The sequence below is a fragment of the Nonomuraea sp. NPDC001699 genome (genome assembly GCF_053596455.1).
The window spans coordinates 40,744-67,043 of the sequence record NZ_JBSFGF010000029.1; the positions used below are offsets into that span (position 1 = coordinate 40,744).

Below are 26,300 nucleotides of genomic sequence, written 5' to 3' on the forward strand. Positions count from 1 at the left end.
CCATGCATCGCGGAGGAAGACACTGTGAAGCGGATCGGCGTCATCGGGGTGGGCGAGATCGGCCGGGCCATCGTGACGGGCCTGTGCGAGGGCCCCGGCGAGCGTCCCGAGGTGTTCCTCTCGCCACGGGGAGCGCGCGCGGCGGCGGAGCTGTCGGAGCGCTACGAGGACGTGCACGTGTGCGCCTCCAACCAGGAGGTCGTGGACCGCTCCGAGCTGGTCGTCATCGCCGTGCGCCCCCCTGACCGGCACGAGGCGCTGGCCGGCCTGCGCGTGGACGACGACACGATCGTGGTCAACGTGATGGCCGGCGTGTCCGTCGAGGAGCTGCGCAAGATCCTGGACACCGGCGCCCCCCTGGTGCGCGCCATCCCCCTGCCCGCCGTCCGCGAACGCGACTCCGTCACGGTGACCTGGCCGGCGCACCCGGCGACCGACGCCCTCTTCGGACGGCTGGGCGGCGTGCTCGCGGCCGAGGACGAGGCGGCCTTCAACGTCTTCTCCGCGCTGACGGCCACGCTCACCACCCACCTGTCCTACCTGGCCACGCTCAGCACGTGGGCCACCGGGCACGGCGTCCCGCCCGAGGTCGCCGAGGGCTACGTCCGCGGGCTCTTCCAGGAGCTCGGGCGGGCGCTGGGCGACGAGAGCCGTTCCCTGGCCCGGCTCGCGGCCGACCACGAGACCCCGAACGGCAGCAACGAACGCGTCCGCACCACCTGGTTCACCCCGGCCAGGTCCGAGGCCCTCGCCGAGACGCTCGACGACCTGCTCGACCGCCTCACCTGACCGCGGGCGCCCCGGCGCCAGGGACGCGTGGCGGCCTGGTCGTCCAGGAGCGGTCCGGGCTCAGCCGGGCCGGTGGGCGACGGTCAGCAGGTGTCCGCTGACGCCCAGCAGCGAGGGCTCCGACTCCATCGAGCGCTGGGCGTCCAGGAGCAGGGCCCGGCGTCCGGGGTCGTCGAGCCAGTCGTTCACGTCGCCGTGCAGCCAGAACGTGCCCTCCAGGCCGTACCGGGCGGCCTCGGGCAGAGCGGCGTCGGCGAACTCGGCGGGAACCTCGTCCGGGTGGTGGAAGTAGGCCGGGAAGCCGCGCCGGGGGGAGAGCATCACGCCGTGCGCCGCGGCGGCGTGGGCCGCCTCCCGCTGCCGTTCCTCCAGGTAGGTGCCCAGGTTCACGGTGTCGAGCACGGCCGCGTACCGGTTGATGGTGGCCGCGGCCACCACGCCGCCGGGCCGAACGGCACGCCGGGCCTCGCTCAGCGCCCGCACCCGGTCGGCCCGCTCGGACAGGTGGTAGAGCGGGCCCAGCAGGAGGACGGCGTCCACGCCGCCGTCGGGAACCGGCAGCCGCCGCGCGTCGCCCGTCGCGGCGCGTAGCCCCGGCACCAGCGCCGCCCGCTCCACGTGCAGCGGCACGGGGTCCAGCAGCTCCACCTCGTATCCGTCGGCCAGCAGCCATTCGGCGTGCACGCCGGTGCCGCCGCCCACGTCGAGGACCCGGGCCGGGGGCGGCGGCAGCGTGCGGCGCAGCACGTCCTGGGTGCGCCAGAACTCCAGGCGGCCGCGCCCCTGGCGCAGCCGGTCGTGCTCCAGGCCCTGTGCGTAGTAGGCCAGCACCTCTCGTGTCACGGTCATCGTCGATCGTGACCGTACGGCCGCGCGGGCGGCAACGGATTATCACTCCACCGCGAAGGACTGCGCACTTCTTTATCCGGGCGTGTAAATTTATTCATATGGATAACTCTCAGGTCTGGCGGCTCGTCCGGATCCTCTTCGCCGTCGTGCTCGTCCTCTCGATCGCCACGCTGGGCGTGGCCGCCGTCGTCGGCGGCAACTGGGTGGTGTGGCTGCGCGCCGCCGCCGTCGCCGCGGCCTCCGCCTGGCTCGTCTCCCTGGCCGGGCAGGCCGCCCAGGGCAGGCGGGCCGCCTACGTGCGCATCCGCTTCGTCTCCTTCGCCGCGCCGATCGGCGTCGTCGTCATCCTCCTCGCGCCGGACAGCGGCTACCCGGTGTGGATGAAGGCCGAGCAGGCCGTGGTCGGCGTCCTGGTCGCCGCCGTCGCGGTCGTCGTCAACCGCCGTGCCGTGCGCGCCGCGTTCCCGAAGCGTGGCAAGCTGGGCTGACATGGAGAGCTCCGGAACCCGTCAGGCGGCCACCGAGGCCCGCAAGGCCCAGATCGCCTCCGCCGCGATCGCCGTGCTGGCCGAACGGGGTTACGCGGAGACCACGTTCGAGGCCATCTGCGGTCATGCCGGGCTGAGCAGCAAACGGCTGATCTCCTACCATTTCTCCACCAAGGAGCAGCTCTTCGAGGCCGTCGTCCGGCAGGTCGTCACCGACGCGGCCGCCTTCATGCGGCCGGCGATCGAGGCCGCGTCCGGAGCCCGTGCCCGGCTTGAGGCGTTCATCAGGGCGAACATCGCCTTCATCGCCGCCCACCCCGCCCACGTGCGCGCGGTCCAGCAGATCGCGTTCGGTCGCGCGCCCGTGGGGGGCGGCGAGCAGGACGCCGCCGTCGCCAGGCTGGCCGCCCTGTTCGAGGACGGCCAGCGCACCGGCGCGTTCCGGGCGTTCGACAGCGTGCTGATGGCCACGTCCCTGCGCGCCTGCATCGACGCCGTGGCCGACCGCGTCGCCGGCGGCCTCGACCCCGGCCACTGCGCGGACGAGCTCGTCGACCTCTTCGACCGCGCCACCGCCGGAACACCCCGCCCGTCCTGACCGGCCGTCGGGCATGATGGCCGGCATGCCGGATCTCATCGACCCCACGGCCGGGCTGCGGACGTCCTTCCTGGAGGCGGTGGCCGAGTTCCGCGCCGACCGGGACTTCCCGGTCCCGTGGTTCGTCCAGGACGTCGATCCCGAGGCCCTGACCGACCCGGCGGCCTTCGCCGCGTACGCCGACCGGCTGCTCGGCGAACGCACCGAGGCGGGCACGCGCGCGGGTTTCGTGCCGATGACCACGCTGTGGTGGGCCGACGGCGACCGCTTCCTCGGCAGGCTGGCCGTCCGCCACCGGCTCACCCCTGAGCTGGAGAGGCTCGGCGGCCACATCGGCTACGACGTGCGCCCCGGCGCCCGGCGGCTGGGGCACGCGACGGCGATGTTCGCCGCGGCGCTGCCGATCGCGCGACGGCTGGGCATCGCCCACGCCCTGGTCATGTGCGACCGGACGAACACCGCCTCCCGGCGGGTCATCGAGGCCAACGGCGGCCGGCTCCTCGACCTCACCGAGCGCAAACGCCGCTACCGGGTGCCCACCGGCCCCGAATAGCCGCTCACCCGCGCCGCAGCAGCAGCTCGATGCCGTCGAGCAGGCGGTGGATGCCGAACTCGAAGATGTTCTCCGGCTCCGACGCCTCGAACGCCTCGTCCCCGAACTCCGACACCATCGGCAGCCGCTCCGCCCCGATGCTGCGCGCGAACGCCTCCTTGCGGGCCCGCGCCCACTCCCGCCGCGAGTGCCGGCTGGTACGTGCGGCCTGCGCCTCGTGGGCGAGCGGCACGGCGGCGCTCTGCACGTACGTGCCGATCAGGATGGCGACCTGGACGAGCGTGGCGAAGTCGAGCCCGTGGCCGTCGAGCGCGCGCATGCGCCAGTCGGTGTAGGCCATCAGCGCGGGCGCGACCGGCGGCCGGGTGGTGACCGCGACCAGGTGCGACATCCACGGGTGCCGCCGGTAGAGCTCCCACTCCAGCCGCGCGGACAGCTCCAGCCTGGCCCGCCAGCCGTCCGGCCCCGGCTCGGGCAGCGGGCGGGCGGCGAAGACGGCGTCCACCATGAGGTCGTTGAGCTCCTCCCGGCTCGGGACGTACCGGTAGAGGGACATCACGCCGACGCCCAGGTCCGTCGCGATCCGGCGCATCGACACTGCGGCGACCCCCTCCCGGTCGGCGAGCGCGACGGCGGCCCGTACGACCCGGTCCTGGTCGAGCGCCGCCTCGGCGGCCCGTCCGGCCGGGGCCGCGGGCTCCTCGGCGGGTGGGGGCTCGGCGAGCCGCGCCCGGTAGGCCCTCGTGCGGCAGGCGCGCGAGCAGTAGCGCCGGGGCCGCCCCCGCTCCGCCGTCCGGAGCTCCCGCCCGCACACCTCGCACGCCGCCACGTAGCGCCCCTTTTCGTCACCACCGAATTCTGTGACGAAATTATACTTCATCCCTTTAAAGTCGCATTAATCGGCAATTGATGTACGGTGTATTTATGACTCGTGCACCGTACGCCAATTCTGTGACGAAAATGGCTCTTGAACTCCACCATGTGACGAAACGCCACGGCGGCGGCGCCACCGCCGTGACCGCGCTCGACGACGTGTCCCTGGCGATCCCGCACGGCACCTTCACCGCCGTGATGGGCCCGTCGGGCTCGGGCAAGAGCACCCTGCTGCACTGCGCGGCGGGTCTGGACCGGCCCGACTCCGGATCGGTCGTCCTCGACGGCCATCGCCTGGACGGCCTCGACGAGGCGGCGCTGACCCGGTTGCGGCGCGAGCGGATGGGGTTCGTCTTCCAGTCCTTCAACCTGGTGCCCACACTGACGGTGGCGCAGAACGTGACGCTGCCCATGGAGTTCGCCGGCCGCCGCGCCGACGGGCGGCGGGTACGGGCGCTGCTCACCCGGCTCGGCCTGGGGGAGCGGACGGGACACCGGCCCGGCGAGCTGTCCGGCGGCCAGCAGCAGCGGGTGGCCATCGCCCGCGCGATGCTCGGCGAACCGGCCGTCGTGTTCGCCGACGAGCCGACCGGCGCGCTCGACACGCAGGCCGCCCGCGAGGTGCTGGGCCTCCTGCGCCAGGCCGCCGCCCAGGAGGGACGGACGATCGTGATGGTGACCCACGACCCGGTGGCCGCCTCGTACGCCGACGTCGTGGTGTTCTTCGCCGACGGCCGCGTCGTGGACCACCTGACACGCCCCGACGCCGCCACGGTCGCGGCCCGTATGGCCCGCCTGTCGGCGCCCGTCCACGCGGGAGGCGTGCGATGAGGTGGCGGCTGGCTTTCGGCACGATCGGCGCCCACCGGGCGTCCTACCTGGCCTCGGCCGCCGTCCTGGCGGCCGGCACCGCGCTGCTCACGGCGTTCGCGAGCCTGCTGGAGACCGGCCTGGCCACGGGCCGTGACCAGGGCTTCCTCGTCATGCTGCCGGCCATCCTGGGCGGCTGGACCCTGGCGATCGTGGCCTTCGGCGTCGTGTCCACCGTGTCGCTGACCATCGGGCACCGCGAGCGCGAGCTGGCCCTGCTGCGCTCGATCGCGGCCACCCCACGCCAGATCCGGCAGAACGTCGTGCTGGAGACGCTCCTCGTGGCCGTCCCCGCGATCGCCGCCGGGCTGCCGCCGGGCGCCGGGCTCGGGGCGGTCGTGCTGGCCCGGCTGACGGACGGCGGCCTCGTCGAGGCGGGCATCGGGCTGGCGGCGGGCTGGCCGAGCGTCGCGACCGGCGCGGGCACGTCCCTGGCCGCCGCCCTGGCCGCCGCGATGATCTCCAGCCGGCGTGCCGCGTCCATCCCGCCGGTGCGGGCGCTCGCCGCCGCCGCGCCCGGCCGCGCGCTCGGCCGGGGCCGCGTCGTCGCCGGCGCGCTGCTGCTGACACTGGGGCTGAGCCTGTCGGTGACGACCCTGTTCATGGACGACGGCCCCCTGCTGTCCAGCACCGCGGGCCCGGCGGGCGTCGCCGTCGCGGTCGGCCTGGCCCTGCTCAGCCCGGTCGCCGTACGGCCGGTCGGCCGGCTGGCCGAGGCCAGGCTGGGCGCGTCCGGGCGGCTGGCCGTCCGCAACCTGCACGCCCGCGCCCAGCACACCGGCAGCGTGGCCGGGCCGCTGATCCTCCTGGTCGGCATCGCCGGCGGCACGCTGTCCATGCAGAGCACCGAGGACGGCCTCCACCGGGGCGCCGCCGACGTCAGCGCGCGGCTCGCCCCGGTGAACTACCTGGTCGTCGCCATGATCATCACGTTCACGGCGATCGTCGTGGTCAACACGCTGATCGCCGCCACCCGCCGCCGGAGCCGCGAGTTCGGGCTGCTGCGGCTGTCGGCCGCCACCCGAGGGCAGGTGATGGCGACGGTCGTGGCCGAGGGCGTGGTGACCGCGCTCCTGGCCGTCGTGCTCGGCACGGTCGCCGCCGCGGCGACCACCGTGCCGTACAACCTGGTCAGGACCGGCTCGCCGATGGCGGCCGGGCCCGGCTGGACGTACGCGGCCGTCGCCGGGGGCGCGCTGCTGCTCGTGCTGGCGGCCTCGATCCCCACGGCCGCGGGGGCGCTGCGGGTCGGGCCGGTCGAGGCGATGTCCGCCCCCTGACCGGCGGGGGGCAGCCCGCCGTCCAGGCGCGGAGCCTGTCGGGGTTGCGTACGGCCCAGAAGTGGCTGATCCGGTCGTTCGCCACCTCGAAGGCCATCACCGCCACGGTCACACCGTCCTGCTGGGCCACCAGGCCGGGCCGGCCGTTGACCGTGCGCTCCAGGATCGCCAGGCCGGCCGCCGCCGTCACCGCCGTCCTGGTCGGCCGGAAGGTGATGCTGGAGCTCGACGTCACCGCGGCCCGCACGCCGCGGGGCAGAATCCGACCTCGGGGTAGCGCGAGGACGGCTCGTCCAGGAGGGGCTGCCGCTTCGACTTCAGGTGCAGGTCGAGGAAGGCGGCCACGTACGTGCGGGTGAGCTCGGCCGCGCGCGCCGCGGGCAGGACGCCGGAGGCGGGCCTGATCCCGAGGGCGCCGGCCGTCAGCGGCCCGTCGGTGAAGGACTGATGTTCCGCCCCCGACAACACGAGCCAGCGCTTCCACCCGGTCAGCAGCTTCCAGTCCCGCTCCCACGAGGTGTCGCGACCGCCGGGGACGTGCTGCGGCGACCCCAGGAACAGGAACGGCCGGGAGAACCCGTTCTTGGGGATGCGGGCGTAGGTGGTGCCGTCCATGTCGACGCCGGCGCGCACGCGGGAGTCCCGCACCATGGTAGCCATGGCGCTCGCCCCGCCGATCGACTGGCCGACCATCGCGATCTTGGATCGGTCGATCAGGTCGGACCCACGCCATTTCGCCGGAAGCTGGTCGAGCACGAAGGAGACGTCGGCCGCCCGTCCCGCGACCACCCCCGTGCCGAAGCCCGGGTCGGTGTCGCTGTCGCAGGCCAGGCATTCGGCGACCCGCCCGCCGGGGAGGGTCGTGGCGTAGCTCTCGTAGGTGTGGTCGATCCCGGCCACCACGTACCCGCGGCTGGCCAGGTCCTCGGCCAGGGACGTGAGCGTGTTCATCGGATTGGTGAAGCCGGGGGACAACACCACCAGCGGCAGGTTCCGGCCCGCGGGTTCGGCGTCGGCGACGGCGTTGGTGCGCGTCCCGCTGAGCGTGCCGTCCGGCACGCCCCCGACCCCCAGGCGCCGCAGGCCGAGCTCCGCCTCCTGCGGTGTCATGTACGCCGCCCGCCGCCCGTCTCGCCGCTCGGCCGGATACCACAGGGTGACCTTGAGTTCCCTGGCGTCGACGTCGAGGTTCCAGGGGTCGGGGCGGGAGGCGTCCTTCAGGTAGAGGGCGGTGGTGCCGACCGGATGGTCGCCGGTGGGGGCGGGCAGCGTGGCGGGCCCGGCCGGCGCGGCCGACGGCGCGGCGGACCGGGGCGGCATGGGCGCGGAACAGGCGGACGCGGCCAGGACGACCAGTCCCGCGGCGACCGCCGGGAGCCGTCTCATCGAGAGGTCCATTCACTCCTCCAGCAAGGTGAGGGCCTTGGCCAGCGCGGGGTCGCGCCCGGCGGCCGCGTCCCGCGGGGTCGGCGGCACGTGGTGGTCGGGCGGCACGCCGATCCGGTCGATCACCTCGCGATCGGGCCCGAGGTGGTGCCTGACGGGAAAGCTCAGGGTGGTGTTGTCGGCGAGCAGGAACGGCCGCGCCGGGCCGGAGATGACGCCGGCGGTCCTGGTGCCGACCAGCCGGCCGAGGCGCAGGTCCTTGACCGCGGAGCTGAAGTGCTCGCACGCCGAGGCGCAGCCGCGGTCGATGAGCACCACCAGCGGCAGGCCGATCAGTTCGACGGTGTCGTCGGTGCGCGAGGTCTCGCACCTGCCGTCCACGGTGCACTGGTAGGCGGTGACCTTGCCGTGGCCGAACCCGCTGACCAGCCGGGTCGCCTCCACAGGACTGCCGCCGCCGTTGCCGCGCAGGTCCAGCACGACGCCGGACAGGGGACGGCCGGTGCGCATTCTGGCGATCGCCTTCAGTGCCCGGTCCGCGGAGTCGGGGGCGAACCCGCGCAGCCGTACGTAGGCGACGTCGTCGTCCAGCAGCTTCGAGGTCACCACTCGCAAGGTGGCCCAGTCCCGCTGGTAGAGGCCGGGCTTGAGCGTCACGTTCCAGCGGCGGCCGGTGCTCTGCCGCAGGAGCCGCAACCGGACCGGGCGCGCCTCCGGGTACGCCGGGTGGAGGGCGGCGATCGCGGGGGTGGCCTTCCCGTCGATGAACGGCGCCGATCCGTTGACCGACTCGATGACGTCGCCCGGCCGCAGCCCGGCCGCCCGCGCCGCGCCCCCCTCCACGGCGGTGACGAACACCGGCGGGACGGCGACGCCGGGGTCGCCGTCCACCTGCGGGCCGTTGACGTTCGCCAGGAAGCCCAGGCCGTAGCCGTCGCCGTCGTAGTGGTCGGGGGGCTGCTTGATGTCGTGCGCCCAGCGGGCGTGGTCGTCGCCGAGGGCGGCCACGATGGCCTCAAGGGTGACGACGGCCAGTTTGTCGCGAAGGTCGGGGACCTGATCGGTGATCCTGCGGTAGGCGGTCTCGAAGGCGGCCCAGTCGGTCCTGCGGTCGCCGGTCAGCGCCGGCATGGTGGCCTCGGGCAGGTCGCGTCCGTTGCGGTTGAGCTCCCGGATCAGGGCGGCGAATCCGGCGCTCAGCAGCGCGCGGGCGTCCAGCGTGGCACCGCTGTAGTAGGTGCCGAGGATGCAGAAGTAGGCCTGTTCGATGACGTCGATCGTGGTGGCCGTCTCCGGGCCGGGAGCTCCCTGGGGCGGCGCGCAGACCATGCCGGCTGCCGTGCTCGCCTGGCCACGCGGCGGCGTCGGGGCCGTGCAGGCCGCCGCCAGGAGGAGGACGAGCCCGGCGGACGCGATCCTGGTGACGGTCATGACAGGCGCCTGCGGATCCACCAGAAGCAGAACCACGACAGGCCGAGGGCGAGCAGGGCGTAGATCCCGGTCTCGATCCACTGGAAGGGCCAGAAGCGCTCAAGGGGCTGGTAGGTGGCCCGCTGCCGATAGCCGAGCCGGTTGAGCTCGACCATGCAGCCGCCCCCGGCCCCCGCCGACGGCGCGCAGGGCCCCGACGTGGTGGACACCCGGGCGGTGCCGTAGCCGCCGTCGCCGCCCTCGCCGCCGAGCACGCGCCCGGACGGATCGAGCAGGTCGGTGGACAGCACCCAGGCTCCCGCGTCACCGGGAACCGCCGACCTCAGACGGATCTCCACATATCCGCCTCGGTCCCGGTTGATGCCGATGCCGTCCACGTTCGCCTTGCCGAGTTCGAAGGTCGCGGTGATCGGGGGCATCAGGTGCGGCCGGACCAGCAGCGGCATGGCGAACTGGAAGGCGGCGAAGACGGCCAGCGTCAGCGCCATGGCGGGCAGCGTGCGGCGTACCAGCATGCCCACGGTCACGCCGAGGACGAAGGTGAAGGCCGCGTACCCCAGCGGGGCGATGCCGCGCGCGCCGAACACCAGAGGAGCCATCAGGGCCAGGCTCTCGGAGGCTGACCTGTCCAGAGGGGTGGACCACCAGGTCACCATGAGACCGCACAGACCGGCGACAGCCACGGCGGTCAGGCCCATGAGCCCGAGCTTGACCGCCAGCCAGCGGCTGCGGGTGATGCTCTGGTTCCACACCATCAGGTGCGTGCCCGCCTCCAGCTCGCGGGTGATCAACGGTGCTCCCCAGAAGACCCCGGCGAGGGCGGGCAGGAGCAGCACGACGAGGGTCAGGCCCATGAACGAGGTCTCGTGCCCGCCGAAGAAACGGTTGTAGAAGCGGTCGCAGGTGTCGTCCTGGACGCAGGCCGCGATCCCGGCGGAGTAGTCGGAGGCCAAACCGGGGCCGGTCAGGGCCAGGACGACGGCGAGGACGACGAGCAGGGCGGCCGTCGCCGCGGCCGAGCCGCGGAACTGGCGCCAGGTCAGCCAGATCATCGGCGCACCTCCAGGGCGACTCGCCGGTCCGCGCTGTGCTTGTCCAGGTAGGCCAGGACGAGGTCCTCCAGGCCCAGTGGGGTGACCGTCCAGGCGGGGTCGTGGATGGGGGCCTCGGTGCGGATCACGTACGTGCTCTGGCGGTCGGTGTGGCGCGCGCAGACCACGTGCTGGTCGGCGGGCAGCCGGTCGGGATCGCGGCGCGGGCCGGTGAGCCGGTGATGGGTGGCCAGCAGGTGCTCGACCTCCCCGGACACCTGGACGCGGGAGTCGACGAGCACGATCAGGAAGTCGCACACGCGTTCCAGGTCGGAGACCAGGTGGGAGGAGAGCACCACGCTGAACTCGTGCTCGACCGTGGCCTCCATCAGTCCCTGGAGGAACTCGCGGCGGGCCAGCGGGTCGAGCGAGGCGACCGGCTCGTCCAGGATCAGCAGCTCGGGCCGCTTGGCCAGGCCCAGGGTGAGGGCGAGCTGGGCGCGCTGGCCGCCCGACAGCCTGCCCGCCCGATGGGCGGGATCGAGACCGAGCCGCGCGATCCGGTCCCGCGCCATGGCGGCGTCCCAGCGGGGGTTGAGCCGCGCGCCCAGCCGCAGATGATCGGCGACGCTCAGCCCGGCGTAGACGGGGGTGTCCTGGGCGACGAACCCGACCTTGGCCAGCTGGGCCGGGCCGCCCGCGGGACGGCCGTCCAGCACGGTGATGCCGCCCGCCGACGGCTCAAGCTGGCCGCTGGCCAGCTTCAGCAGCGTCGTCTTGCCGGCTCCGTTGGGGCCCACCAGCCCCACGACGTATCCCGCCGGGACGTCGACGGTGCACTCGCGCAGCGCCCAGCGCCTGCCGTACTTCCGGCCCAGTCCCTGGGCCTTCAAGACACTGTTCACGCTATGTCCTCCTGAGCGGCGGTCCGAAAGGTGGTCATGAAGAGGGCCTCGATGCTCTCGTCGTCGAGGCCGGCGCGGCGGGCCTTGGCGAGCCAGCGCCGCAGTTCCAGCCGGAGCGGGCCGTGCGCGGCCAGCGAGGCGTTGGTGAGCGTCGCCGTCACGAACGTCCCCACCCCCGGCCGGGCGGCGACCAGGCCCTCGTGCTCCAGTTCGCGGTAGGCCTTCAGGACGGTGTTGGCGTTGATCGCCAGATGGGCCACGACCTCCTTGACGGTCGGCATCTGGTCGCCCTCGCGCAGCACGCCGAGCCGTAGCGCGTGCCGTACCTGCTGGACCAGCTGCAGGTACGGCGAGACGCCCGACCTGCTGTCCAGGTGGAACTCGATCACCGGCTTCTCCATTTATCTAGCCTGCTAGCACTTTAGAGTCCCAGATGTTAAGGATCATAAGGAGCGCTGTACAGGAGGCGAGGAAGGCGCTGATCCAGACGCCGGGCCCGCGTCTGAACGGCCAGTGCCCCCTGGACGTGATCCGGTGGGCGAGCGCGGCCGCGGCCGCCACGACGATCCACGGGAGAAGGGCCGCCGCCGTCCGGCGGGGGAGGGGTGGATCGGCGGACATCAGGCCGAGTAGCAGCATGTAGCCGACGAAGGCCACACGGGCCAGGAGGCGGCAGAAGGTCGTCACCGTACTCGGCCACGACAGCACCGATGGGAATACCTCCAGGTGCCGCCCGCGGCCAACGCTCCGCTCTTCCACGAGCCGAACTTCGACGACAACGTCCGCGGTTGACGAGCCCGTTCCCGCCGGGATGGCGGCGGCGATGACGAGGACGGCCGGCCATCGTGCGATGGCGTGTACCGGGACAACGGCACCGCCCGACTCCCGGCGTGTCCCCCACGCGGCCCGCCGCCACTCAACCTGCAGCCCGGCACTCACTCGGTGACGAACGCCGTATGCCTGCGCACCCGCCTGCTACGAGCGGCCCGCGATGCTGGAGCTCGCCGGGGACGTGACCGGCCGGCGCGCCGAGGAGCTCCGCGAGATCGAGCCCACCCGCACGAGGTTCCCGGCCTTCGTGTTCTTCGTCCTGGAAGCGGACTGACGGCCCGCAGGAGGCCGGTGGCACCGGGTCGACCAGTCCGAACGCAACCCCAAGCCCGGCCGGCCCCGGCCCTCGTACGCCGCCGCCACGCCCGAGGTCAGGGGCGTTCTCCGCGCTGCACCGCCCGCAGGTCGAGCCAGCCGATCAGCTTGACGTCCTCGCCGTCCAGGACCTCCCGGACGTCGGGGTCGGTGAACAGGGCCAGCTCCCAGCCGCGCTTGGCCGCGCCCGGCATGATCGCGCGCAGCTCGTCGGTGTCCTCGAAGGGGTGGATGTAGATCTCCGTCACGCCCGGCCGCAACGAGCGCAGCAGGCCGATCATGTCCTTCTTGAGCGACTCGTAGTCCTCGCCGTCGGCCTGCTGGAAGGGCAGCGACCACAGGCGGTCGAGGATGACCACCCCGGCCTCGTCGGCCATCGCGGCCAGGGCCTGCGCCACGGGCTCCAGCTCCTCCGGCGCGCCGGTGCCCTCCAGCGAGCGGGGCAGGCGGAAGGGCAGGCCGAACTCGGCGCACACCGGCAGGACGACGTCCAGGAAGTGGCGGCCGGTGGCCAGGCCGTACAGGCTGCCCATGTGGTTGTCGGCGTGCGAGGGGTCCAGGCCGAGCGCGACGGCCTTGCGGATCTGGTTGACGATCTCGACGCGGACCTCGTCGGGGTCGGCGGACCGCTCGAAGGAGGCGCAGTCGCGGAAGAAGTAGCCGGTCTCGTCCACCAGCGTGGGGACGGGCCGGTCGCGGGTGACCGGGCCCCAGCGGTAGCCCTCCCACTCGCTGGTCAGCGTCAGGTGCACCCCGACGTCGAAGCCCGCGGCCTCGGCGACGGCCTGCGGCGCCCACGGGCAGGGCGTCATCACCGTGGCCGAGCTGATCGCCCCGGCCCGCAGCAGGGAGGTGATGCCGAGGTTGGCCGACCGGCTCATGCCGTAGTCGTCGGCGTTGACGATGAGCAGCCGGTCGTCGGGGGCGTGGCCGAGCCGGGAGGCGAGCGTCATCAGGGAACCCTTCGTAGGTGGAGGCTCGTGCGGCTCGGCGACCGCGGCCAGGTCGACGTCGTTCTCCGGCAGCACCGGCATGGGCAGGACGGCCTCCAGCGCCTCGGCCGGCCCGCGCACCGAAGGTAGGCCGGAAATCTTCCAACCGATCGTCCAGCACGGGACGACCTCCGTCAATTCTCGGTCCGGGTGGCGTACTTGCCGGGCGGGCGCGTACGCGAGACGGTGGCCAGGTGCCTGACATCCCCGGTCCCCCTCCCGCGCCGGACGGCGGGCTGAGCGCCGTCGCGGCCGCCGGCGGCCTGCACACCTACCAGCTCCGGCTGCACGAGCGGTACGGCCCGCTGGTGCGCTTCCAGCTCCCCGGCGCGCCGGCGGCGATCTCGGTGGCCGACCCCGTGCTGCTGGAGGCCACGGCCGCGATCGACGAGCGCCCCGACGAGCTCTTCGAGTTCCTGGCCCCCCTGTGCGAGGCCGGCAACCTGCAGACGCTGCCCGCCGACGAGCACGGCCCCTTCCGCCGGGTCCTGCTCTCGGTCCTCGCCGGCCGCCGGTCGCACGAGGCGCACTTCGCCAGCTTCGTCACCCTGGCCACCGAGCTGGCCGACCGCTGGGAACGCCGCGCCGCCGACGGCCCGGTGGCGCTCCAGCAGGACCTGAGCGAGCTGTCCCTGCGCATGATCGCCCAGTACGCCCTGGGCGGCGGCCTCGTCGACCCGGCCCGGGTGGTGAGCGCGTTCGAGACCGTGCTGACCGTGCACCTGGGCCGCCTGTACGAGCGCGACGACGACCGGGCGCGCGGCGAGCGGGCGCTGGCGTACCTGCGCGAGGTCGTGGACGGGGTCCTGGCCCGCGGCGGCAGCGAACTGGTGACCGCCCTGGCGAAGGCGGACATGTCGCCCGCCCGGATCAGGGACACCGTGCTCATGATCATGCTCGCGGCCCACCACACCACCGGCGTGGCCGTCTCCTGGACCCTGCACCTGCTCGCGCGCAACCCCGGCCCGGCCGCGCTGGTGGCCGCCGAGCTGGACGACGTGCTGGGCGAGCGCGCCGCCCCCGACTATGCCGACCTGCGACGGCTGCCGTACCTGGAGATGGCGCTCAAGGAGTCGATGCGCCTCTACCCGCCCGGCCCGTACGGCGCCCGCGAGACCACCGAGGACCTCACCCTGGGCGGCCACCACGTCCCGGCGGGCACCACGATCTTCTACCCCTTCTGGGCCGTCCACCTCGATCCGCGCCACTGGCCGGACCCGCACGCGTTCAGACCCGACAGGTTCACCCCCGAGGCGCAGGCCGCCCGCCACCGCTACGCCTACCTTCCCTTCGGCCTCGGGCCGCGCGGCTGCGAGGGCGCGAGCCTGGCCATGGTCGAGGCCGAGCTGGTGCTCGCCGTACTGCTCAGGAGGTTCGCCTTCGAGCCGGTCGAGGACCATCCGGTGACGCCCGTCGAACGCTTCGTGCTGTGGGCCGAGCACGACATCCGCATGCGCCTGACCGGCCGCCGCCCCCGCTGACGCGCCGGACGGGTGTGGCGGGTCTTGCCTCGGCGTGCGCGCTGGCATATGAGTGATGCACGCTCGTTCGGACGCCGCCCATGCACGGGAGAGTCGATGAACATCCGCGGAAAGGCGACGGCCACTGTGGCGGCCGGCGCCCTGGTCACCCTCACCGCCCTCACCGCCGGCGGCCCGCCCGCCTCGGCCCGGACCGCCGCCCCGGGGGTGACGCACGAGGAGAACCCCCGGGTCCCCGTGGGCGCCGCCTGGACCGAGGCCTTCTTCCCCTCCTCCGACGGCAGCGGCGTCGAGCTCCACGCCGACGTGCTGCGCCCGGCGCACCTGCCGGCCGCCGCGCGGACGCCGGTGATCGTCTCGGTCGGCCCCTACTTCGCCCACGCCGGGCAGACCGGCCCCGAAGGCTGGGACCGGGTCGGCCCGTCGGCGCGCTTCCAGGACTTCGTCGACGGCGCCGGGCTGATGGCCCGCGGCTACACCTTCGTGATGGTCGACCTGCGCGGCTTCGGCGGCAGCACCGGCTGCCTGGACTGGGTCGGCCCCGGTGAGCAGGCCGACGTGCGGGCCGCCGTCGAGTGGTCGGCGGCCCAGCCCTGGTCGTCCGGCAAGGTCGGCATGTACGGCAAGTCCTACGACGCGGTCACCGGCCTGGTCGGCAACAACCTCAGGCTGCCGAGCCTGAAGGCGGTCGTCGCCCAGGAGCCGGTCTGGAACATGTACAACTACCTGTTCAGCAACAAGGTCCCGCGGCCCAACGTCACGGGCACGCCGCAGGCGTACAACTCGATCGCGACGATGCCGCCGATGGCCGACGACAGCGACCGGTACAAGGCGAACGCCCAGTACGAGACCGCCCATCCCGCCTGCCTGACCGACAACGTCACCAACAACAACAACCCCGACCTGCGCTCGGCCTACTGGCGGGCGCGCAACCTGGCCGACCGGGCGGCCGGCACCAGCACGCCGCTGCTGGTCACCCAGGGCTTCATCGAGCCCAACACCAAGCCCGAGGACATGGAGGTCTACCTCGCCAACCACCGGGGCCGCGAACGCGGCTGGCTCGGCCAGTGGGAGCACGTGCGCGGCAACGACACCGACGCCCAGGGACGGCTGCTGCAAGGGCGCGCGGGCTGGTTCGACGAGGTGATGCGGTTCTACGACCAGTACCTGCGCGGCGTGCGGCCCTCGGTGGCCGACCCGGCGTACGCGATCGAGGACAGCCTCGGCCTGTGGCGCGCCCAGCCGACCTGGCCGGTGGCCACGACGTCGTACGAGGCCCGGCTGTCGGCCGGCGCGTACCTGGACGACGGCGGCGGCGCCGCGACGGCGACCTCGACCCCCTCGGGCCGCTGGGACATGGAGCACGCACCGCCCCTCGAACCGCTCACCACCGCCGAGAAGAACTCGGCCAGGCAGAGCGCGGCCGCATCGAGCAGCTTCTGGACCTGGTCCACGCCCGCCGCCGAGAAGCTCAGGCTCACCGGCACGCCGAGGATCAGGCTCGACGCGAGCACGAGCGGGAACGTGATGGTCCGCCTGTGGGACGTCGCCCCCGACGGCCGGGCCACCATGTTCGACGAGAACGTCGCCCTGCTGGAGCGCGCCGGCCCGGTCGCGTTCGACCTGAAGTCGCCCGACTGGACGTTCGAGCGGGGGCACCGGCTGGGCGTCCAGATCGGCACCATCGAGTCCAACGGCTGGCTGGACGTGCCCTCGGGCAACACGATCAGGGTCTCCGGCGCGCGGCTCGGCCTCGACCTGCTGTCGGCGCGGTCCGACGTGGCCACCCAGGGCGACCGCTCGCCGTACCTGGACCGGTACCTCGCGGCCTACACCACCACCCTCGGCGGCGTCGGCGCCGGCACCTTCCCGCTGCGGGTGTCCCGCCACTGACCGGGCCAGAAGCGCGCCGCGGCGGCCGCCTGGGCGGGGGTACGGCCGGCAGCAGGACCGAGCAGGCTGCCAGGGCGATGCGGGTCGTCAGGGCTCGACGCCGTGACGGTCGCCACGGGTGCGCAGGAAAGCGGTCATCGCCTCGACGCCGAGGCCGACGGCACGCTCGTCCGCCGCGAAGTCCGGGGCGTGCGGCGTGCCCTCCTCGCCGACGCCGAAGAAGAACATCGCTCCTGGAGCCCGCTCCAGGAAAAGTCCGAAATCCTCCCCGTTGAACGGATAGGAGGCGTGCAGCAGCATGGCGTTCAGGTGACGCGCGCCGGCCCGTGCGTGCTCCGGCGAGTTGACCGCCGCCGGATGACGCCCGACGAACCGTACGCGGTCCCCGGCCTGGGCGCGCAGCAGCGAGCGGATGTCGTCGTACCGGCTGTCCGGCCAGGCCCGGACCCAGCCCTGCACCGCGTCCGGCTCGCGATGGGCCTGGGCGTGGACGAAGGTCGCCAGCGGGCCGCCGGGGACGCGCATGTCGGCCGCCAGCCGGGCCATGCCCTCGGGGGTGATCGGCGGGGTCACCGTCGACAGGCCCTCGACCAGGGCCTCGAACCGCCGCGCCTCCTCGGGAGACAGGCCCTCGATGCGGAAGATGTCCTGGCCGGGGTGCCCGAACCCCGGGGCCACCGCGAACGTCCCCGTGGGCAGAGGAGCGCAGTGCACGGCGTACACCTCCTGCGGCGGGACCGCGTCCAGTGCCCCGTCGGCGATCATGGCGCGGGCGCCCTCGCAGGTCTCCTCGGCGGGCTGGAAGAAGAAGACCGTCCGGCCCGAGGTCTGCTCGCGTGCCAGGGCCCGCGCGACGCCCACGCCGATCGCGGTGTGCACGTCGTGCCCGCACAGGTGTTCCGCGCCGCCGGGCACGGCGACCGCGTCCATGTCGGCCCGGTAGCCGATGGCGGGCCCGTCGCCCGCGTCCAGGACGGCCACCACGCCGTGGCCGCCCACGCCCGTCCGAACCTCCAGGCCCGCCGCCCGCAGCGCGTCCGCGACCAGGGCCGCGGTGCGCCGCTCCTGGCCGGCCGGTTCGGGGTGGCGGTGGATCTCGCGGCGTAACTCGATCAGATCGTCGTCGCTCATGGCCGCATGCTGACACATCGCCCCGGCCCCCGTCCGGGGCGACGTGCCGGCGTCAGTTCGCCAGGCCGGTGAACATGCCGGGCTCGTCGGAGCCGCCCGGGTTGCGGACGATCACGTTGAGCCGGTTGTTGGCGTTGATCACGCCGATCAGGGAGACCGGCGCGGCGCGTTCGGCGTCGGTGTACACCGTGGACTCGCGCCGGGCGGCCACCAGGTTGACCCGCACCGCGCTCTCCCCGGCGGCGGTCGCGATCTTGGCGCCGAGCGCGTTGCTCATCAGGGCGAAGCGGGGTTCCATGATCGTGGTCCTCACTCGTGGCCGGCCGACGGCGCCGGACGGTCGTCGTCCGCGGCCGTCGTGGCCGGTCGCACAGGAGATGCCGGCCACCGGGCGCCTGTGACAGTGATCCGCGCCCCATGAGGTGATTTGGGATGACGCCGGTGTCAACGTTGCATACTTCCCGCATGATTTTCACGCAGCCAGAGCTCGACTACCTGGCCGGACAGCACCTCGGCCGCCTGGCCACCGTCTCCCCCTCCGGAGACGTGCAGAACAACCCCGTGGGCTTCTTCGTGGACGCCGCCTCGGGCACGATCACCATCGGCGGGCACGCGATGGGCGCCTCCAAGAAGTTCAGGAACGTCCAGCGGGGCAGCACGGTCGCCCTCGTCGTGGACGACCTGGCCTCGGTCGACCCGTGGGTGGTGCGCGGCATCGAGATCCGGGGCACGGCGGTGGCCTCGACCGACCATGAGCCGCCGGTGCCGTACTTCTCGCGGGAGGTCATCACGATCACGCCCACCAGGATCGTCTCGTGGGGGATCGACGGAGGGCGGTCGTCGCGGATCGTCTGAGGGGCGCGGGACGGCGTCCGGCCGTCAGCTCGGCGGGCGCCAGCCGTGCGCGAGGAGGTCGAAGACCTGCTCGACGGCCCCGCGAAGATCCTTCCGCCCCCGGGTGAGCGCCGGCGTCTCCAGGACGAACCGGGCCAGCGCGTGGCAGGCGACGTCGTCGGGGGCCACGCCCGCGTCCTCGGCGACGGCCGTGCCGAGGGCGGCGGTGTGCCGGGTCCACATCCGTTCGTAGTACTCCAGCAGCGCCGGCGTGGACTCCACCAGCTCGGTGAACTCGGCCCGCAGCGGATGGGCCGCGAGCGGCGGCCAGGACGCCAGTACGTGCCCGCGCAGCGCCTCGACGACGCTCTGCCCCTCGGGGCGCCCGCGCACCGCCGCGACCCGGCCCCCTGAACGAGAGGTTCAGCCATGCGCTCACCCGCACCCGCCGCCGCGCGGATCCACGTCATCGGGGCGGGCCCCGGCGGGCTCACCTGCGCCCGCGTCCTGCAGCGGCACGGCATCCCCGTGACCGTGCACGAACGCGACCCCCACCCGCGGGCGCGCGACCAGGGCGGCACGCTCGACCTGCACGCCGACGACGGGCAGGTCGCCCTGCGCGAGGCCGGCCTGCTCGACGGCTTCTTCCGGCTGGCCCGCCCGGAAGGGCAGGAGATGCGCCTGCTCGACCCGGCCGGACGGCTGCTGGACCACCACGTCCCGGCCGAGGACGAGCTGTTCAAGCCGGAGATCGACCGGGGCGCGCTGCGCGACCTGCTGCTCGGCTCGCTGGAACCGGGGACCGTGCGGTGGGGCCAGGCCGTCGAGCAGGTCACCGGCCCGGCCGGCGGCCCGCGGCGGGTGCGTTTCACCGACGGCACGTCCGTCGAGGCGGACCTCGTCGTCGGGGCCGACGGCGCGTTCTCCCGCGTGCGGCCGGCGGTGTCGGCGGCCGTGCCGCGCTACACCGGGGTCACCTTCCTGGAGGCGTGGTTCCAGGACGTCGGGAACGCGCACCCCGACCTCGCCGAGCTCGTCGGCCAGGGCGGCGCCACCGCGGCCGACGGCGACCGCGCCCTGTTCGCCCAGCGCAACGGCGGCGACCACATCCGCGTCTACGTCATCCAGCGCCTGCCCGCCGGCTGGATCGCCGCGAACGGCCTGAACGCCGGCGACACCGCCGGAATCCGCTCCTGGCTGCTCGACGCCTTCTCCGGCTGGTCGCCGTCGCTGCTGCGCATGATCAGCGGCAACGACGGGCCGTACGTCGACCGTCCGCTGTTCGCGCTGCCCGTCCCGCACGCGTGGGAGCGGTCGCCGTCCGTGACCCTGCTCGGCGACGCCGCCCACCTGATGCCGCCGCTCGGCGCCGGCGCCAACCTGGCCATGCTCGACGCCTGCGAGCTCGCCCTCGCGCTGGCCGGCTCCGCCACGGTGGCCGAGGCCGTGGCTGCGTACGAGACGACCATGCTCCCGCGCGCGGCGGAGGCGGCCCGGGCCCTTGAGCACGGCGCCGAGGCCCTGCTCGAACGGCACCAGAGCGGCGAGCTCGCCGACCTCGCCCCGCCCCGCCGTTGACCCAGGCGCAGGTGGGCTAGCGTGTCGCCGCGGTCACGAACATCGGCAGGGCGAGGAACAACCGCCCGGTCCGGCCGCGCTCGCGCTGCTCGGCGAGCCAGGTCTCGGCCTGCTCGTCGGTGACGGCCCCGGCCGCGCGCGCCTTCCCGGCCAGATCGGCCAGCGCGGGCACCATCGTCGCGTCGGTGCACACCGTGGTGCGCACCTCGACGGTGACGTCGGTGAAGCCCGCGTCCAGCAGGAGGTTGCGGCTGCGGCGGACCACGCGCGGGGCCCTGACGAGGTCGGCGCGGGCGTGCACGATCCGGCGGGTGAGCGCGGCGTCGCCGGAGTCGATGACGAAGGTGTCCCAGTCCTGTCCGAGCAGCACGATCCGCCCGCCGGGGGCGAGCACGCGCCGCGCCTCGGCGACGGCGCGGGCGGGATCGTCCAGGACGTGGAACACCTTCTCGGCCCGGTAGCCGCGCAGCTCGCCGTCGGCGAAGGGCAGCTCGTACGCCTGCGCCACCCGGAACTCACCGGCCGGCCAGCGCCCGCCCGCCACGCTGATCATCCGCTCGTCGGGGTCGACGCCGATCGCCCGCGCGCCCCGCTCGGCCATCTCCGCCACCGCGCGGCCCGATCCGCAGCCGACGTCGGCCACCGCCGCCTCCGGGACGAGGTCGAGCAACTCGTAGGAACGCGCACGCAGCTCGCCCGCCCCGGGCATGTTGTCCGCCATGTCCAGCAGGGCGATGAGCGCGTCGGTCTCTTCGCCGGTACGGCCTGTCGTCTGGTTCTTGGTCATGTGCGGGATCCTGCGGCTTCAAGTCCACTTGAAGTCAAGTGGCCCTCCCTAGGATCGCCGGTCCTGGGAAGAGCGCTCCGTTCCTCCGGCGGCCGGGTGCGGGCATGGTGGGGTGCGGCCGATCCGAGGACCGGCCCCGAGGAGGAAGAGCGGTGACCAGGCGATGAAGGCTGTGCGGTTCCACGAGTATGGCGGGATCGACGTCCTGCGGGTGGAGGAGGTCGGGCGTCCGGTGCCGGGACCGGGTCAGGTGCTGGTCGAGGTGCGCGCGGCCGGGATCCAGCCCGGCGAGAGCATGATCCGCCAGGGGGCGCGGCACGGGCGCTGGCCGGCGACGTTCCCGTCCGGGCAGGGCAGCGATCTGGCCGGTGTGGTGGTGGAGGCCGGTCCGGAGGTGCGCGGGTTCGCGGTGGGCGACGAGGTGCTCGGCTTCACCCACGGCAGGGCGAGCCACGCCGAGTTCGTCGTGGTGGACGACGTGGCCCTGACCCTGCGCCCGGCGGGACTGCCGTGGGAGGTCGCCGGGTCGTTGTACGTGGCCGGCACGACGGCGTACGCCACGGTGTTCGCGGTCGATCCCGGGCCGGGGGAGACGGTGGTGGTGTCCGGGGCGGCGGGCGGTGTCGGGTCCATCGCCGTGCAGCTCGCGCGGCGCCGGGGGGCGACGGTGATCGGGCTGGCGAGCGAGGCGAACCACGCCTGGCTGAAGGGGCACGGCGTCGTGCCGGTGGCGTACGGGGAGGGCGTGGCCGAGCGGATCAGGGCGGCCTCCGGCGGGAACGTGGACGCCTTCATCGACACCTACGGGGACGGCTACGTGGAGCTCGCGGTCGAGCTGGGCGTGCGGCCCGAGCGCATCGACACCATCTGCGACTGGGCGGGCGCGGCCAGGGTCGGCGCGCGGACGTTCGGGGAGGGGGCGGCCGCCTGCGCCGTCGTGGTGGGGGAGCTGGCCCGGCTCGCCGCGCGGGGTGAGCTGGAGGTGCCGATCGCCCGCGTGTACCCGCTGGAGCGGGTGCGGGACGCCTTCGGCGAGCTGGAACGCCGCCACGCCCACGGCAAGATCGTGCTCCGGCCCTAAATCGGGCGACGGGCGGTACGGCAGGCCGCCCGCCGTCCCCACGGGTGCGTCGCCTGCCGGGGCCGCGTAGGCTACGTCGGGAAACGCTTGTGATCCACGACCAGGAGACCGGACATGGCAGGTGACGACGACATCTCCGGGTGACACCGGAGGTTGATCGGCCCCGGCGTGAGCGCGTGAGCGCCGCCGGCGAGGCCCTGTTTCGTCGTCCCCGAATCCCTGTCCTTCTCACCGGGCGGCTTCGGCGCGCCCGCGTCCTCCTCCGAGGTTCACATGGTCTCCCACCCCTGCCCGCCGGTCAGTGACGCGCTGCTGGCCCACGATCTCGTCCGGACGCTCGGCACGCGGCGCGTGCTCGACGGCCTGTCGCTCACCGCCGCCCCCGGCCGCCGGATCGGGCTCATCGGCGAGAACGGCGCGGGCAAGTCCACCCTGCTGCGGCTGCTGGCCGGTGCGGACGAGCCCGACTCCGGCACCGTCGTACGCCCCGCCGACCTGGGCTTCCTGCACCAGGAGCTGCCGTTCGCGGCCGGTGACACGCTCGCCGACGTGCTCGACGACGCCCTGCGGGAGGCGCGGACGGACCTGGCCGAGCTCGACCGGCTCACCCGCGAGTTGGCCGGGTCGCCGGACGACGCCGCGCTGCTCGAAGCGTACGGGGCCCGGCTCGACCAGGCGCAGCAGCGCGAGTCCTGGGACGCCGACCGGCGTGCGGAGATCGTCCTCGACCGGCTGGGGCTGGGCGGCGTGCCGCGTCCGCGCGCGCTCGGGTCGTTGTCCGGCGGGCAGCGCGGCCGGCTCGCGCTGGCGGCGCTGCTGATCAGGCGGCCCGCCGCGCTCCTGCTGGACGAGCCCACCAACCACCTCGACGACGACGCCGCCGTCTTCGTGGAGGAGGAGCTGCGCGGCATGACCGGCGTGGTGGTCGTGGCCAGCCACGACCGGGCCTTCCTCGACGCCGTCTGCACGGACCTGCTCGACCTCGACCCCGCCGTGGACGGCCCCGTCCGGTACGGCGGCGGCTACAGCGCGTACCTGACGGGGAGACGCGCCGAGCGCGAACGCTGGGAGCGGCGTCACGCGGCCGAGCAGGAGGAACTGGACGAACTGCGCCGCGCCGTCGCCGTGACCGCGCGGCGGGTGGCCCAGGACGGGCTGCGCCGCGACAACGAGAAGATGGGCTACGGCCACCGCGCCGGACGCGTGCAGCAGCAGATCTCCCGGCGGGTGCGCGAGGCCGCCCGCCGGCTCGCCGAGCTGGAACGCGATCAGGTCCCCGCCCCGCCACCCCCACTCCGCCTCACCGCCCCCCTCCTCCCCCCGAAGAAGGACCCCGCCGCTCTCCGGGAAGCCCCCCTCGCCACCCAGGAAAAGCGCGTCGCCACCCGGGAAGCCCCCCTCGCCACCCAGGAAAAGCGCGTCGCCACCCGGGAAGACCACGTCGCCGCCCGGGAAGAGCCGGTTGCTCCTGGGGAGGGCCGTGGCGGCGAGCCGCTGCTGTCGGTGCGGGGCGTCGAGGTGGCGGGGCGGCTCTCGCTCGACCGGCTCGACCTGAGCCCGGGGGACCGGTTGCTGGTGACCGGCCCGAACGGCGCGGGCAAGTCCACCCTCCTCGCGATCCTGGCCGGCGACCTGGAACCGGCCGGGCGGGTACGGCGGCGGCCGGGGCTGACCGTCGGCCTGCTGCCCCAGGACACGACGTTCGAGCACCCCGCCCGCACGGTCCGGGAGACGTACGAACGAGCCCTGGGGCCGGAGCGGGCCGAGGCCGTGCCGCTGCGCTCGCTGGGCCTGATCCGCCCGCGCGACCACGGCCTGCGCGTGGGCGAGCTGTCGGTCGGCCAGCGCCGCCGCCTCGCGCTGGCGCTGCTGATCGCCGATCCGCCCGACGTCCTGCTGCTCGACGAACCCACCAACCACCTGTCACCCGGCCTCGCCGACGAGCTGGAGGCGGCCATGGCCGAGGACGGTCCGGGCGCGGTCGTGGTGGCGAGCCACGACCGCTGGTTGCGCGACCGCTGGCGGGGCCGCCGCCTGCGCCTGCCCGTGGACGGCTGAGGTACATCCCGTAGTACCCGAGAGCTACGCGGGAAGTGAGCTCCGCAGCGGGAGGCCCGCGAGCCGGGGGATCCGTAGCGTCGAGGGGACCGCCCCCGCACCGGAAGGATCCCCATGGGCACCCGCGGCCGCCGCATTCTGCTCGCCACGTCCGTCGCCGCGCTGGTGGCGGGCCCGGCGGCGTGCGTGTCGGGAGCGGTGCCGGCCAACCTCGCGCGGATCGTGACCGGCTCCCCCGTAAGCTGGACCAAGGGTGCAAGCTGGGACGTAAGGAACATGGGCGAGGGCGGATGAGCAGGCTGCGGAAGGCCCTCGCGACCCTGCGCGCGGATCTGTGGACGACGGCCCTTGACCCCCTGCCCCGCATGGGCGGGCCGCGCGCCCTGTCCCGGCTGCCGCACGCCGTCGTCGTCCTGTACGCGACGGCCATGGGCCTGTACCCCGGCGGAGAGGGCATCGACCCGACCGTCCCGCTGCTGGCCATGGCCATGGCGGCGGCCATGGTGCTGGCGATGTGGCGGCCGGTGCCCGCCTGGTGGGCGACGATCGTGCTCATGGTCGCCGGGGCGCGGTCGGGCATGGTCTACGTGGCGAATGACCTGAGCTTCCCCTGGACGGTGCATCCCGAGGCGTACGCGGGGTCGTCCTTCTCGCAGGTCAGACCGCTCGCCTTCCCGTGGACGGGCTCCGGCGTCGCCCTGCAGGCCGGCGTGCTGTTCCTGCTGGCGCTGCGGGTACGCCCCCGCGTCGTCGTCAAGGCGCTGGCGATCACCGCGCTGACCGGGGTGGCGATCGTGGCGCTCATGCCGGAGGCCAACGGGGGCGGGCTGGGGGTGACGGCCCTGATGGCCGACGCGGTCGCGGTCGCCGTCGGGGCCGGGGTGCGCCAGCTCAGGACGACCCGTACCCGGCTGGAGGCCCAGGAGGGGCTGACCGCCGAGGAACGGGCCCGCCGCACGCTGCTGGAGGAGCGCAGCAGGATCGCCCGCGAGCTGCACGACGTGGTCGCCCACCACATGTCGGTGATCTCCATCCAGGCGCAGGTCGCGCCGCACCTGGTGAACGACCCGCCGCAGGAGCTGAGGGAGAACCTGGCGGGCATCCGCCAGAACGCCGTCGAGGCGCTGACCGAGCTGCGCCGGGTCCTGGGCGTGCTGCGCGCGCAGGACCAGCCGGGCGACGCGCCGCAGCCCACACTCGACCGGCTGGACGAGCTGCTGGCGAACGTGCGCGGCGCCGGCGTCACGCTCACCGCCGAGATCGCCGGGCGGGCGCGCCCGCTGTCGCCGGGCGTGGAGCTGTCGGCCTACCGGATCGTGCAGGAGGCGCTCAGCAACGCCATGCGGCACGCGCCCGGCGCGGCGGTGACGGTCCGGCTGGAGTACCGGCCGGGCTCGCTCGCGATCAGGGTCGTCAACGGTCCGCCCGGCAGGCCGGCGCGGCCCTCGCCCGGCGCCGGGCACGGGCTGCTCGGCATGCGCGAGCGCGCCGCCATGCTGGGCGGCGACCTGGTCGCCGGGCCCACGCCTGCGGGCGGTTACGAGGTCAGCGTGTTCCTGCCGGTCGACCAGGAGAAAGGCATCCAGGCCACCTCATGACGAGCATCCGCGTGCTCATCGCCGACGACCAGGTCATGGTCCGTCAGGGCTTCACCGTGCTGCTCAACGCCGAGCCCGGGATCGAGGTCGTGGGCCAGGCCGTCAACGGGCTCGACGCCGTCGCCCAGGTCGCCGAGCTGGACCCCGACGTCGTCCTCATGGACGTGCGCATGCCCGAGCTCGGCGGCATCGAGGCCACCCGCCGGATCGCCGCCCGTCCGGACGCGTCGGCGAAGGTGCTGGTCCTGACCACGTTCGACCTCGACGACTACGTCTACGAGGCGCTGCGCGCCGGGGCGTCCGGCTTCCTGCTCAAGGACGCCTCGGCGGCCGAGCTGGCCCACGCGGTGCGGGTGGTGGCGGCCGGCGACGCGCTGCTGGCCCCGAACCTCACCAAGCGCCTGATCGCCGAGTTCACCCGGGTCAGCGGCGCGCGGCGCGCGCCGCTGAAGGAGCGCGTGGGCGACCTGACCGAGCGCGAGACCGAGGTGCTGTCGCTGATCGCCCAGGGCCTGTCGAACGCCGAGATCGCCGAGCGCCTGGTGGTCGCCGAGCAGACGGTCAAGACCCATGTGAGCCGGATCCTGGTCAAGCTCGGGCTGCGTGACCGTACGCAGGCGGCGGTCTTCGCGTACGAGACGGGGCTCGTCCGCCCCTCGGGCTACTAG

The 26,300-nt window shown here is 74.0% G+C and carries 28 protein-coding genes; 15 read left to right on the forward strand and 13 right to left on the reverse strand.

Annotated features, from left to right (window positions below; all coding sequences use genetic code 11):
* Nucleotides 1–24: 24 nt before the first annotated feature.
* Nucleotides 25–789 (forward strand): NAD(P)-binding domain-containing protein, encoded by a 765-nt coding sequence (locus tag ACWCSU_RS45780; RefSeq protein ID WP_449942638.1) that lies wholly within the window; start codon nt 25–27, stop codon nt 787–789.
* 60 nt (nt 790–849) lie between these two features.
* Here ACWCSU_RS45780 and ACWCSU_RS45785 read toward each other — a convergent pair whose 3' ends face one another.
* Complete coding sequence (locus tag ACWCSU_RS45785; protein WP_357707815.1) at nt 850–1,638, reverse strand: class I SAM-dependent methyltransferase; 789 nt, start codon at nt 1,636–1,638, stop codon at nt 850–852.
* 98 nt (nt 1,639–1,736) lie between these two features.
* On the opposite strand from ACWCSU_RS45785, the gene ACWCSU_RS45790 reads away from it, so the two are divergent.
* From ACWCSU_RS45790 to ACWCSU_RS45800, 3 genes are read left to right on the forward strand one after another with little or no spacing between them, the layout of a single operon-like run.
* On the forward strand, nt 1,737–2,126 hold the full coding sequence (locus ACWCSU_RS45790; protein WP_357707816.1) for a hypothetical protein: 390 nt from the start codon (nt 1,737–1,739) through the stop codon (nt 2,124–2,126).
* 1 nt (nt 2,127) lies between these two features.
* Nucleotides 2,128–2,724, forward strand: a complete 597-nt coding sequence (locus ACWCSU_RS45795; RefSeq protein ID WP_449942639.1) for a TetR/AcrR family transcriptional regulator — start codon at nt 2,128–2,130, stop codon at nt 2,722–2,724.
* 25 nt (nt 2,725–2,749) lie between these two features.
* Nucleotides 2,750–3,277 (forward strand): GNAT family N-acetyltransferase, encoded by a 528-nt coding sequence (locus ACWCSU_RS45800; RefSeq protein WP_449942640.1) that lies wholly within the window; start codon nt 2,750–2,752, stop codon nt 3,275–3,277.
* A gap of 4 nt (nt 3,278–3,281) precedes the next feature.
* Here the strand turns inward: ACWCSU_RS45800 and ACWCSU_RS45805 are convergent, their stop codons facing one another.
* A complete protein-coding gene (locus ACWCSU_RS45805) occupies nt 3,282–4,106 on the reverse strand; it encodes a TetR/AcrR family transcriptional regulator (protein WP_449942641.1) in 825 nt (274 codons plus the stop codon).
* A 95-nt stretch (nt 4,107–4,201) separates the two neighbouring features.
* Here ACWCSU_RS45805 and ACWCSU_RS45810 point away from each other — a divergent pair, with 95 nt between their 5' ends.
* Entirely contained in the window at nt 4,202–4,981 is a 780-nt protein-coding gene (locus tag ACWCSU_RS45810; RefSeq protein WP_449942642.1) for an ABC transporter ATP-binding protein, read from the forward strand.
* On the forward strand, nt 4,978–6,300 hold the full coding sequence (locus ACWCSU_RS45815) for an FtsX-like permease family protein (RefSeq protein ID WP_449942643.1): 1,323 nt from the start codon (nt 4,978–4,980) through the stop codon (nt 6,298–6,300). The genes ACWCSU_RS45810 and ACWCSU_RS45815 overlap by 4 nt, the downstream gene beginning before the upstream one ends.
* A 231-nt stretch (nt 6,301–6,531) precedes the next feature.
* On the opposite strand, the gene ACWCSU_RS45820 is transcribed toward ACWCSU_RS45815, so the two are convergent.
* From ACWCSU_RS45820 to ACWCSU_RS45850, 7 genes are all read right to left on the reverse strand, one after another.
* Nucleotides 6,532–7,686, reverse strand: coding sequence for an alpha/beta hydrolase family protein (locus ACWCSU_RS45820; RefSeq protein ID WP_449942644.1), 1,155 nt, complete (start codon nt 7,684–7,686; stop codon nt 6,532–6,534).
* Between the two features lie 12 nt (nt 7,687–7,698).
* Nucleotides 7,699–9,117 (reverse strand): S41 family peptidase, encoded by a 1,419-nt coding sequence (locus ACWCSU_RS45825; protein WP_449942645.1) that lies wholly within the window; start codon nt 9,115–9,117, stop codon nt 7,699–7,701.
* A complete protein-coding gene (locus tag ACWCSU_RS45830) occupies nt 9,114–10,169 on the reverse strand; it encodes an ABC transporter permease (protein ID WP_449942646.1) in 1,056 nt (351 codons plus the stop codon). The genes ACWCSU_RS45825 and ACWCSU_RS45830 overlap by 4 nt, the downstream gene beginning before the upstream one ends.
* The gene (locus ACWCSU_RS45835; protein ID WP_357707831.1) at nt 10,166–11,053 is read right to left on the reverse strand and encodes an ABC transporter ATP-binding protein; all 888 of its coding nucleotides are present in this window, start codon (nt 11,051–11,053) and stop codon (nt 10,166–10,168) included. The genes ACWCSU_RS45830 and ACWCSU_RS45835 overlap by 4 nt, the downstream gene beginning before the upstream one ends.
* Nucleotides 11,050–11,454, reverse strand: coding sequence for a GntR family transcriptional regulator (locus ACWCSU_RS45840; RefSeq protein WP_357707833.1), 405 nt, complete (start codon nt 11,452–11,454; stop codon nt 11,050–11,052). Before ACWCSU_RS45840 ends, ACWCSU_RS45835 begins: the two co-directional genes overlap by 4 nt.
* A gap of 4 nt (nt 11,455–11,458) precedes the next feature.
* The gene (locus ACWCSU_RS45845) at nt 11,459–11,992 is read right to left on the reverse strand and encodes a hypothetical protein (protein ID WP_449942647.1); all 534 of its coding nucleotides are present in this window, start codon (nt 11,990–11,992) and stop codon (nt 11,459–11,461) included.
* Nucleotides 11,993–12,255: 263 nt separating this feature from the next.
* On the reverse strand, nt 12,256–13,272 hold the full coding sequence (locus ACWCSU_RS45850; protein WP_449942648.1) for a polysaccharide deacetylase family protein: 1,017 nt from the start codon (nt 13,270–13,272) through the stop codon (nt 12,256–12,258).
* A 113-nt stretch (nt 13,273–13,385) separates the two neighbouring features.
* On the opposite strand from ACWCSU_RS45850, the gene ACWCSU_RS45855 reads away from it, so the two are divergent.
* Nucleotides 13,386–14,672, forward strand: coding sequence for a cytochrome P450 (locus ACWCSU_RS45855; RefSeq protein ID WP_449942649.1), 1,287 nt, complete (start codon nt 13,386–13,388; stop codon nt 14,670–14,672).
* Nucleotides 14,673–14,768: 96 nt separating this feature from the next.
* Nucleotides 14,769–16,565, forward strand: a complete 1,797-nt coding sequence (locus tag ACWCSU_RS45860; protein WP_449942650.1) for a CocE/NonD family hydrolase — start codon at nt 14,769–14,771, stop codon at nt 16,563–16,565.
* An 87-nt stretch (nt 16,566–16,652) separates the two neighbouring features.
* Here ACWCSU_RS45860 and ACWCSU_RS45865 read toward each other — a convergent pair whose 3' ends face one another.
* A complete protein-coding gene (locus tag ACWCSU_RS45865; RefSeq protein WP_449942651.1) occupies nt 16,653–17,696 on the reverse strand; it encodes a M20 metallopeptidase family protein in 1,044 nt (347 codons plus the stop codon).
* A 52-nt stretch (nt 17,697–17,748) separates the two neighbouring features.
* Nucleotides 17,749–17,994 (reverse strand): hypothetical protein, encoded by a 246-nt coding sequence (locus tag ACWCSU_RS45870; protein WP_449942652.1) that lies wholly within the window; start codon nt 17,992–17,994, stop codon nt 17,749–17,751.
* 167 nt (nt 17,995–18,161) lie between these two features.
* Here ACWCSU_RS45870 and ACWCSU_RS45875 point away from each other — a divergent pair, with 167 nt between their 5' ends.
* On the forward strand, nt 18,162–18,551 hold the full coding sequence (locus ACWCSU_RS45875; protein WP_357707843.1) for a PPOX class F420-dependent oxidoreductase: 390 nt from the start codon (nt 18,162–18,164) through the stop codon (nt 18,549–18,551).
* Between the two features lie 24 nt (nt 18,552–18,575).
* On the opposite strand, the gene ACWCSU_RS45880 is transcribed toward ACWCSU_RS45875, so the two are convergent.
* Nucleotides 18,576–18,923, reverse strand: a complete 348-nt coding sequence (locus ACWCSU_RS45880; protein WP_449942653.1) for a hypothetical protein — start codon at nt 18,921–18,923, stop codon at nt 18,576–18,578.
* Nucleotides 18,924–18,959: 36 nt separating this feature from the next.
* Between ACWCSU_RS45880 and ACWCSU_RS45885 the strand changes: the two genes are divergently transcribed.
* A complete protein-coding gene (locus tag ACWCSU_RS45885) occupies nt 18,960–20,108 on the forward strand; it encodes an FAD-dependent oxidoreductase (protein ID WP_449942654.1) in 1,149 nt (382 codons plus the stop codon).
* Nucleotides 20,109–20,124: 16 nt separating this feature from the next.
* Here ACWCSU_RS45885 and ACWCSU_RS45890 read toward each other — a convergent pair whose 3' ends face one another.
* Nucleotides 20,125–20,895: a methyltransferase domain-containing protein gene (locus ACWCSU_RS45890; protein WP_357707848.1), complete on the reverse strand. Its 771-nt coding sequence runs from the start codon at nt 20,893–20,895 to the stop codon at nt 20,125–20,127.
* A 163-nt stretch (nt 20,896–21,058) separates the two neighbouring features.
* Here ACWCSU_RS45890 and ACWCSU_RS45895 point away from each other — a divergent pair, with 163 nt between their 5' ends.
* The 5 genes from ACWCSU_RS45895 (at nt 21,059) to ACWCSU_RS45915 (ending at nt 26,300) form a co-directional block, all read left to right on the forward strand.
* Nucleotides 21,059–21,976, forward strand: a complete 918-nt coding sequence (locus ACWCSU_RS45895) for an NADP-dependent oxidoreductase (RefSeq protein ID WP_449942655.1) — start codon at nt 21,059–21,061, stop codon at nt 21,974–21,976.
* Nucleotides 21,977–22,249: 273 nt separating this feature from the next.
* The gene (locus tag ACWCSU_RS45900) at nt 22,250–24,034 is read left to right on the forward strand and encodes an ABC-F family ATP-binding cassette domain-containing protein (protein ID WP_449942656.1); all 1,785 of its coding nucleotides are present in this window, start codon (nt 22,250–22,252) and stop codon (nt 24,032–24,034) included.
* A gap of 114 nt (nt 24,035–24,148) precedes the next feature.
* On the forward strand, nt 24,149–24,328 hold the full coding sequence (locus ACWCSU_RS45905; protein WP_449942657.1) for a hypothetical protein: 180 nt from the start codon (nt 24,149–24,151) through the stop codon (nt 24,326–24,328).
* Nucleotides 24,325–25,632, forward strand: a complete 1,308-nt coding sequence (locus tag ACWCSU_RS45910; protein ID WP_449942658.1) for a sensor histidine kinase — start codon at nt 24,325–24,327, stop codon at nt 25,630–25,632. The genes ACWCSU_RS45905 and ACWCSU_RS45910 overlap by 4 nt, the downstream gene beginning before the upstream one ends.
* Nucleotides 25,629–26,300 carry a response regulator transcription factor gene (locus ACWCSU_RS45915; RefSeq protein WP_357707856.1) on the forward strand — a complete coding sequence of 224 codons (672 nt, stop codon included), beginning with the start codon at nt 25,629–25,631 and terminating at the stop codon, nt 26,298–26,300. Before ACWCSU_RS45910 ends, ACWCSU_RS45915 begins: the two co-directional genes overlap by 4 nt.

Excerpts from the sequence above, each read along its gene's own strand:
- ACWCSU_RS45785 (WP_357707815.1), bottom strand. The coding sequence starts at position 1,638 with ATGACCGTGACACGAGAGGTGCTGGCCTACTACGCACAGGGCCTGGAG.
- ACWCSU_RS45790 (WP_357707816.1), top strand. The coding sequence starts at position 1,737 with ATGGATAACTCTCAGGTCTGGCGGCTCGTCCGGATCCTCTTCGCCGTC.
- ACWCSU_RS45795 (WP_449942639.1), top strand. The coding sequence starts at position 2,128 with ATGGAGAGCTCCGGAACCCGTCAGGCGGCCACCGAGGCCCGCAAGGCC.
- ACWCSU_RS45800 (WP_449942640.1), top strand. The coding sequence starts at position 2,750 with ATGCCGGATCTCATCGACCCCACGGCCGGGCTGCGGACGTCCTTCCTG.
- ACWCSU_RS45810 (WP_449942642.1), top strand. The coding sequence starts at position 4,202 with ATGACTCGTGCACCGTACGCCAATTCTGTGACGAAAATGGCTCTTGAA.
- ACWCSU_RS45815 (WP_449942643.1), top strand. The coding sequence starts at position 4,978 with ATGAGGTGGCGGCTGGCTTTCGGCACGATCGGCGCCCACCGGGCGTCC.
- ACWCSU_RS45820 (WP_449942644.1), bottom strand. The coding sequence starts at position 7,686 with ATGAGACGGCTCCCGGCGGTCGCCGCGGGACTGGTCGTCCTGGCCGCG.
- ACWCSU_RS45825 (WP_449942645.1), bottom strand. The coding sequence starts at position 9,117 with ATGACCGTCACCAGGATCGCGTCCGCCGGGCTCGTCCTCCTCCTGGCG.
- ACWCSU_RS45830 (WP_449942646.1), bottom strand. The coding sequence starts at position 10,169 with ATGATCTGGCTGACCTGGCGCCAGTTCCGCGGCTCGGCCGCGGCGACG.
- ACWCSU_RS45840 (WP_357707833.1), bottom strand. The coding sequence starts at position 11,454 with ATGGAGAAGCCGGTGATCGAGTTCCACCTGGACAGCAGGTCGGGCGTC.
- ACWCSU_RS45860 (WP_449942650.1), top strand. The coding sequence starts at position 14,769 with ATGAACATCCGCGGAAAGGCGACGGCCACTGTGGCGGCCGGCGCCCTG.
- ACWCSU_RS45865 (WP_449942651.1), bottom strand. The coding sequence starts at position 17,696 with ATGAGCGACGACGATCTGATCGAGTTACGCCGCGAGATCCACCGCCAC.
- ACWCSU_RS45870 (WP_449942652.1), bottom strand. The coding sequence starts at position 17,994 with ATGGAACCCCGCTTCGCCCTGATGAGCAACGCGCTCGGCGCCAAGATC.
- ACWCSU_RS45875 (WP_357707843.1), top strand. The coding sequence starts at position 18,162 with ATGATTTTCACGCAGCCAGAGCTCGACTACCTGGCCGGACAGCACCTC.
- ACWCSU_RS45885 (WP_449942654.1), top strand. The coding sequence starts at position 18,960 with ATGCGCTCACCCGCACCCGCCGCCGCGCGGATCCACGTCATCGGGGCG.
- ACWCSU_RS45890 (WP_357707848.1), bottom strand. The coding sequence starts at position 20,895 with ATGACCAAGAACCAGACGACAGGCCGTACCGGCGAAGAGACCGACGCG.
- ACWCSU_RS45895 (WP_449942655.1), top strand. The coding sequence starts at position 21,059 with ATGAAGGCTGTGCGGTTCCACGAGTATGGCGGGATCGACGTCCTGCGG.
- ACWCSU_RS45900 (WP_449942656.1), top strand. The coding sequence starts at position 22,250 with ATGGTCTCCCACCCCTGCCCGCCGGTCAGTGACGCGCTGCTGGCCCAC.
- ACWCSU_RS45905 (WP_449942657.1), top strand. The coding sequence starts at position 24,149 with ATGGGCACCCGCGGCCGCCGCATTCTGCTCGCCACGTCCGTCGCCGCG.
- ACWCSU_RS45910 (WP_449942658.1), top strand. The coding sequence starts at position 24,325 with ATGAGCAGGCTGCGGAAGGCCCTCGCGACCCTGCGCGCGGATCTGTGG.
- ACWCSU_RS45915 (WP_357707856.1), top strand. The coding sequence starts at position 25,629 with ATGACGAGCATCCGCGTGCTCATCGCCGACGACCAGGTCATGGTCCGT.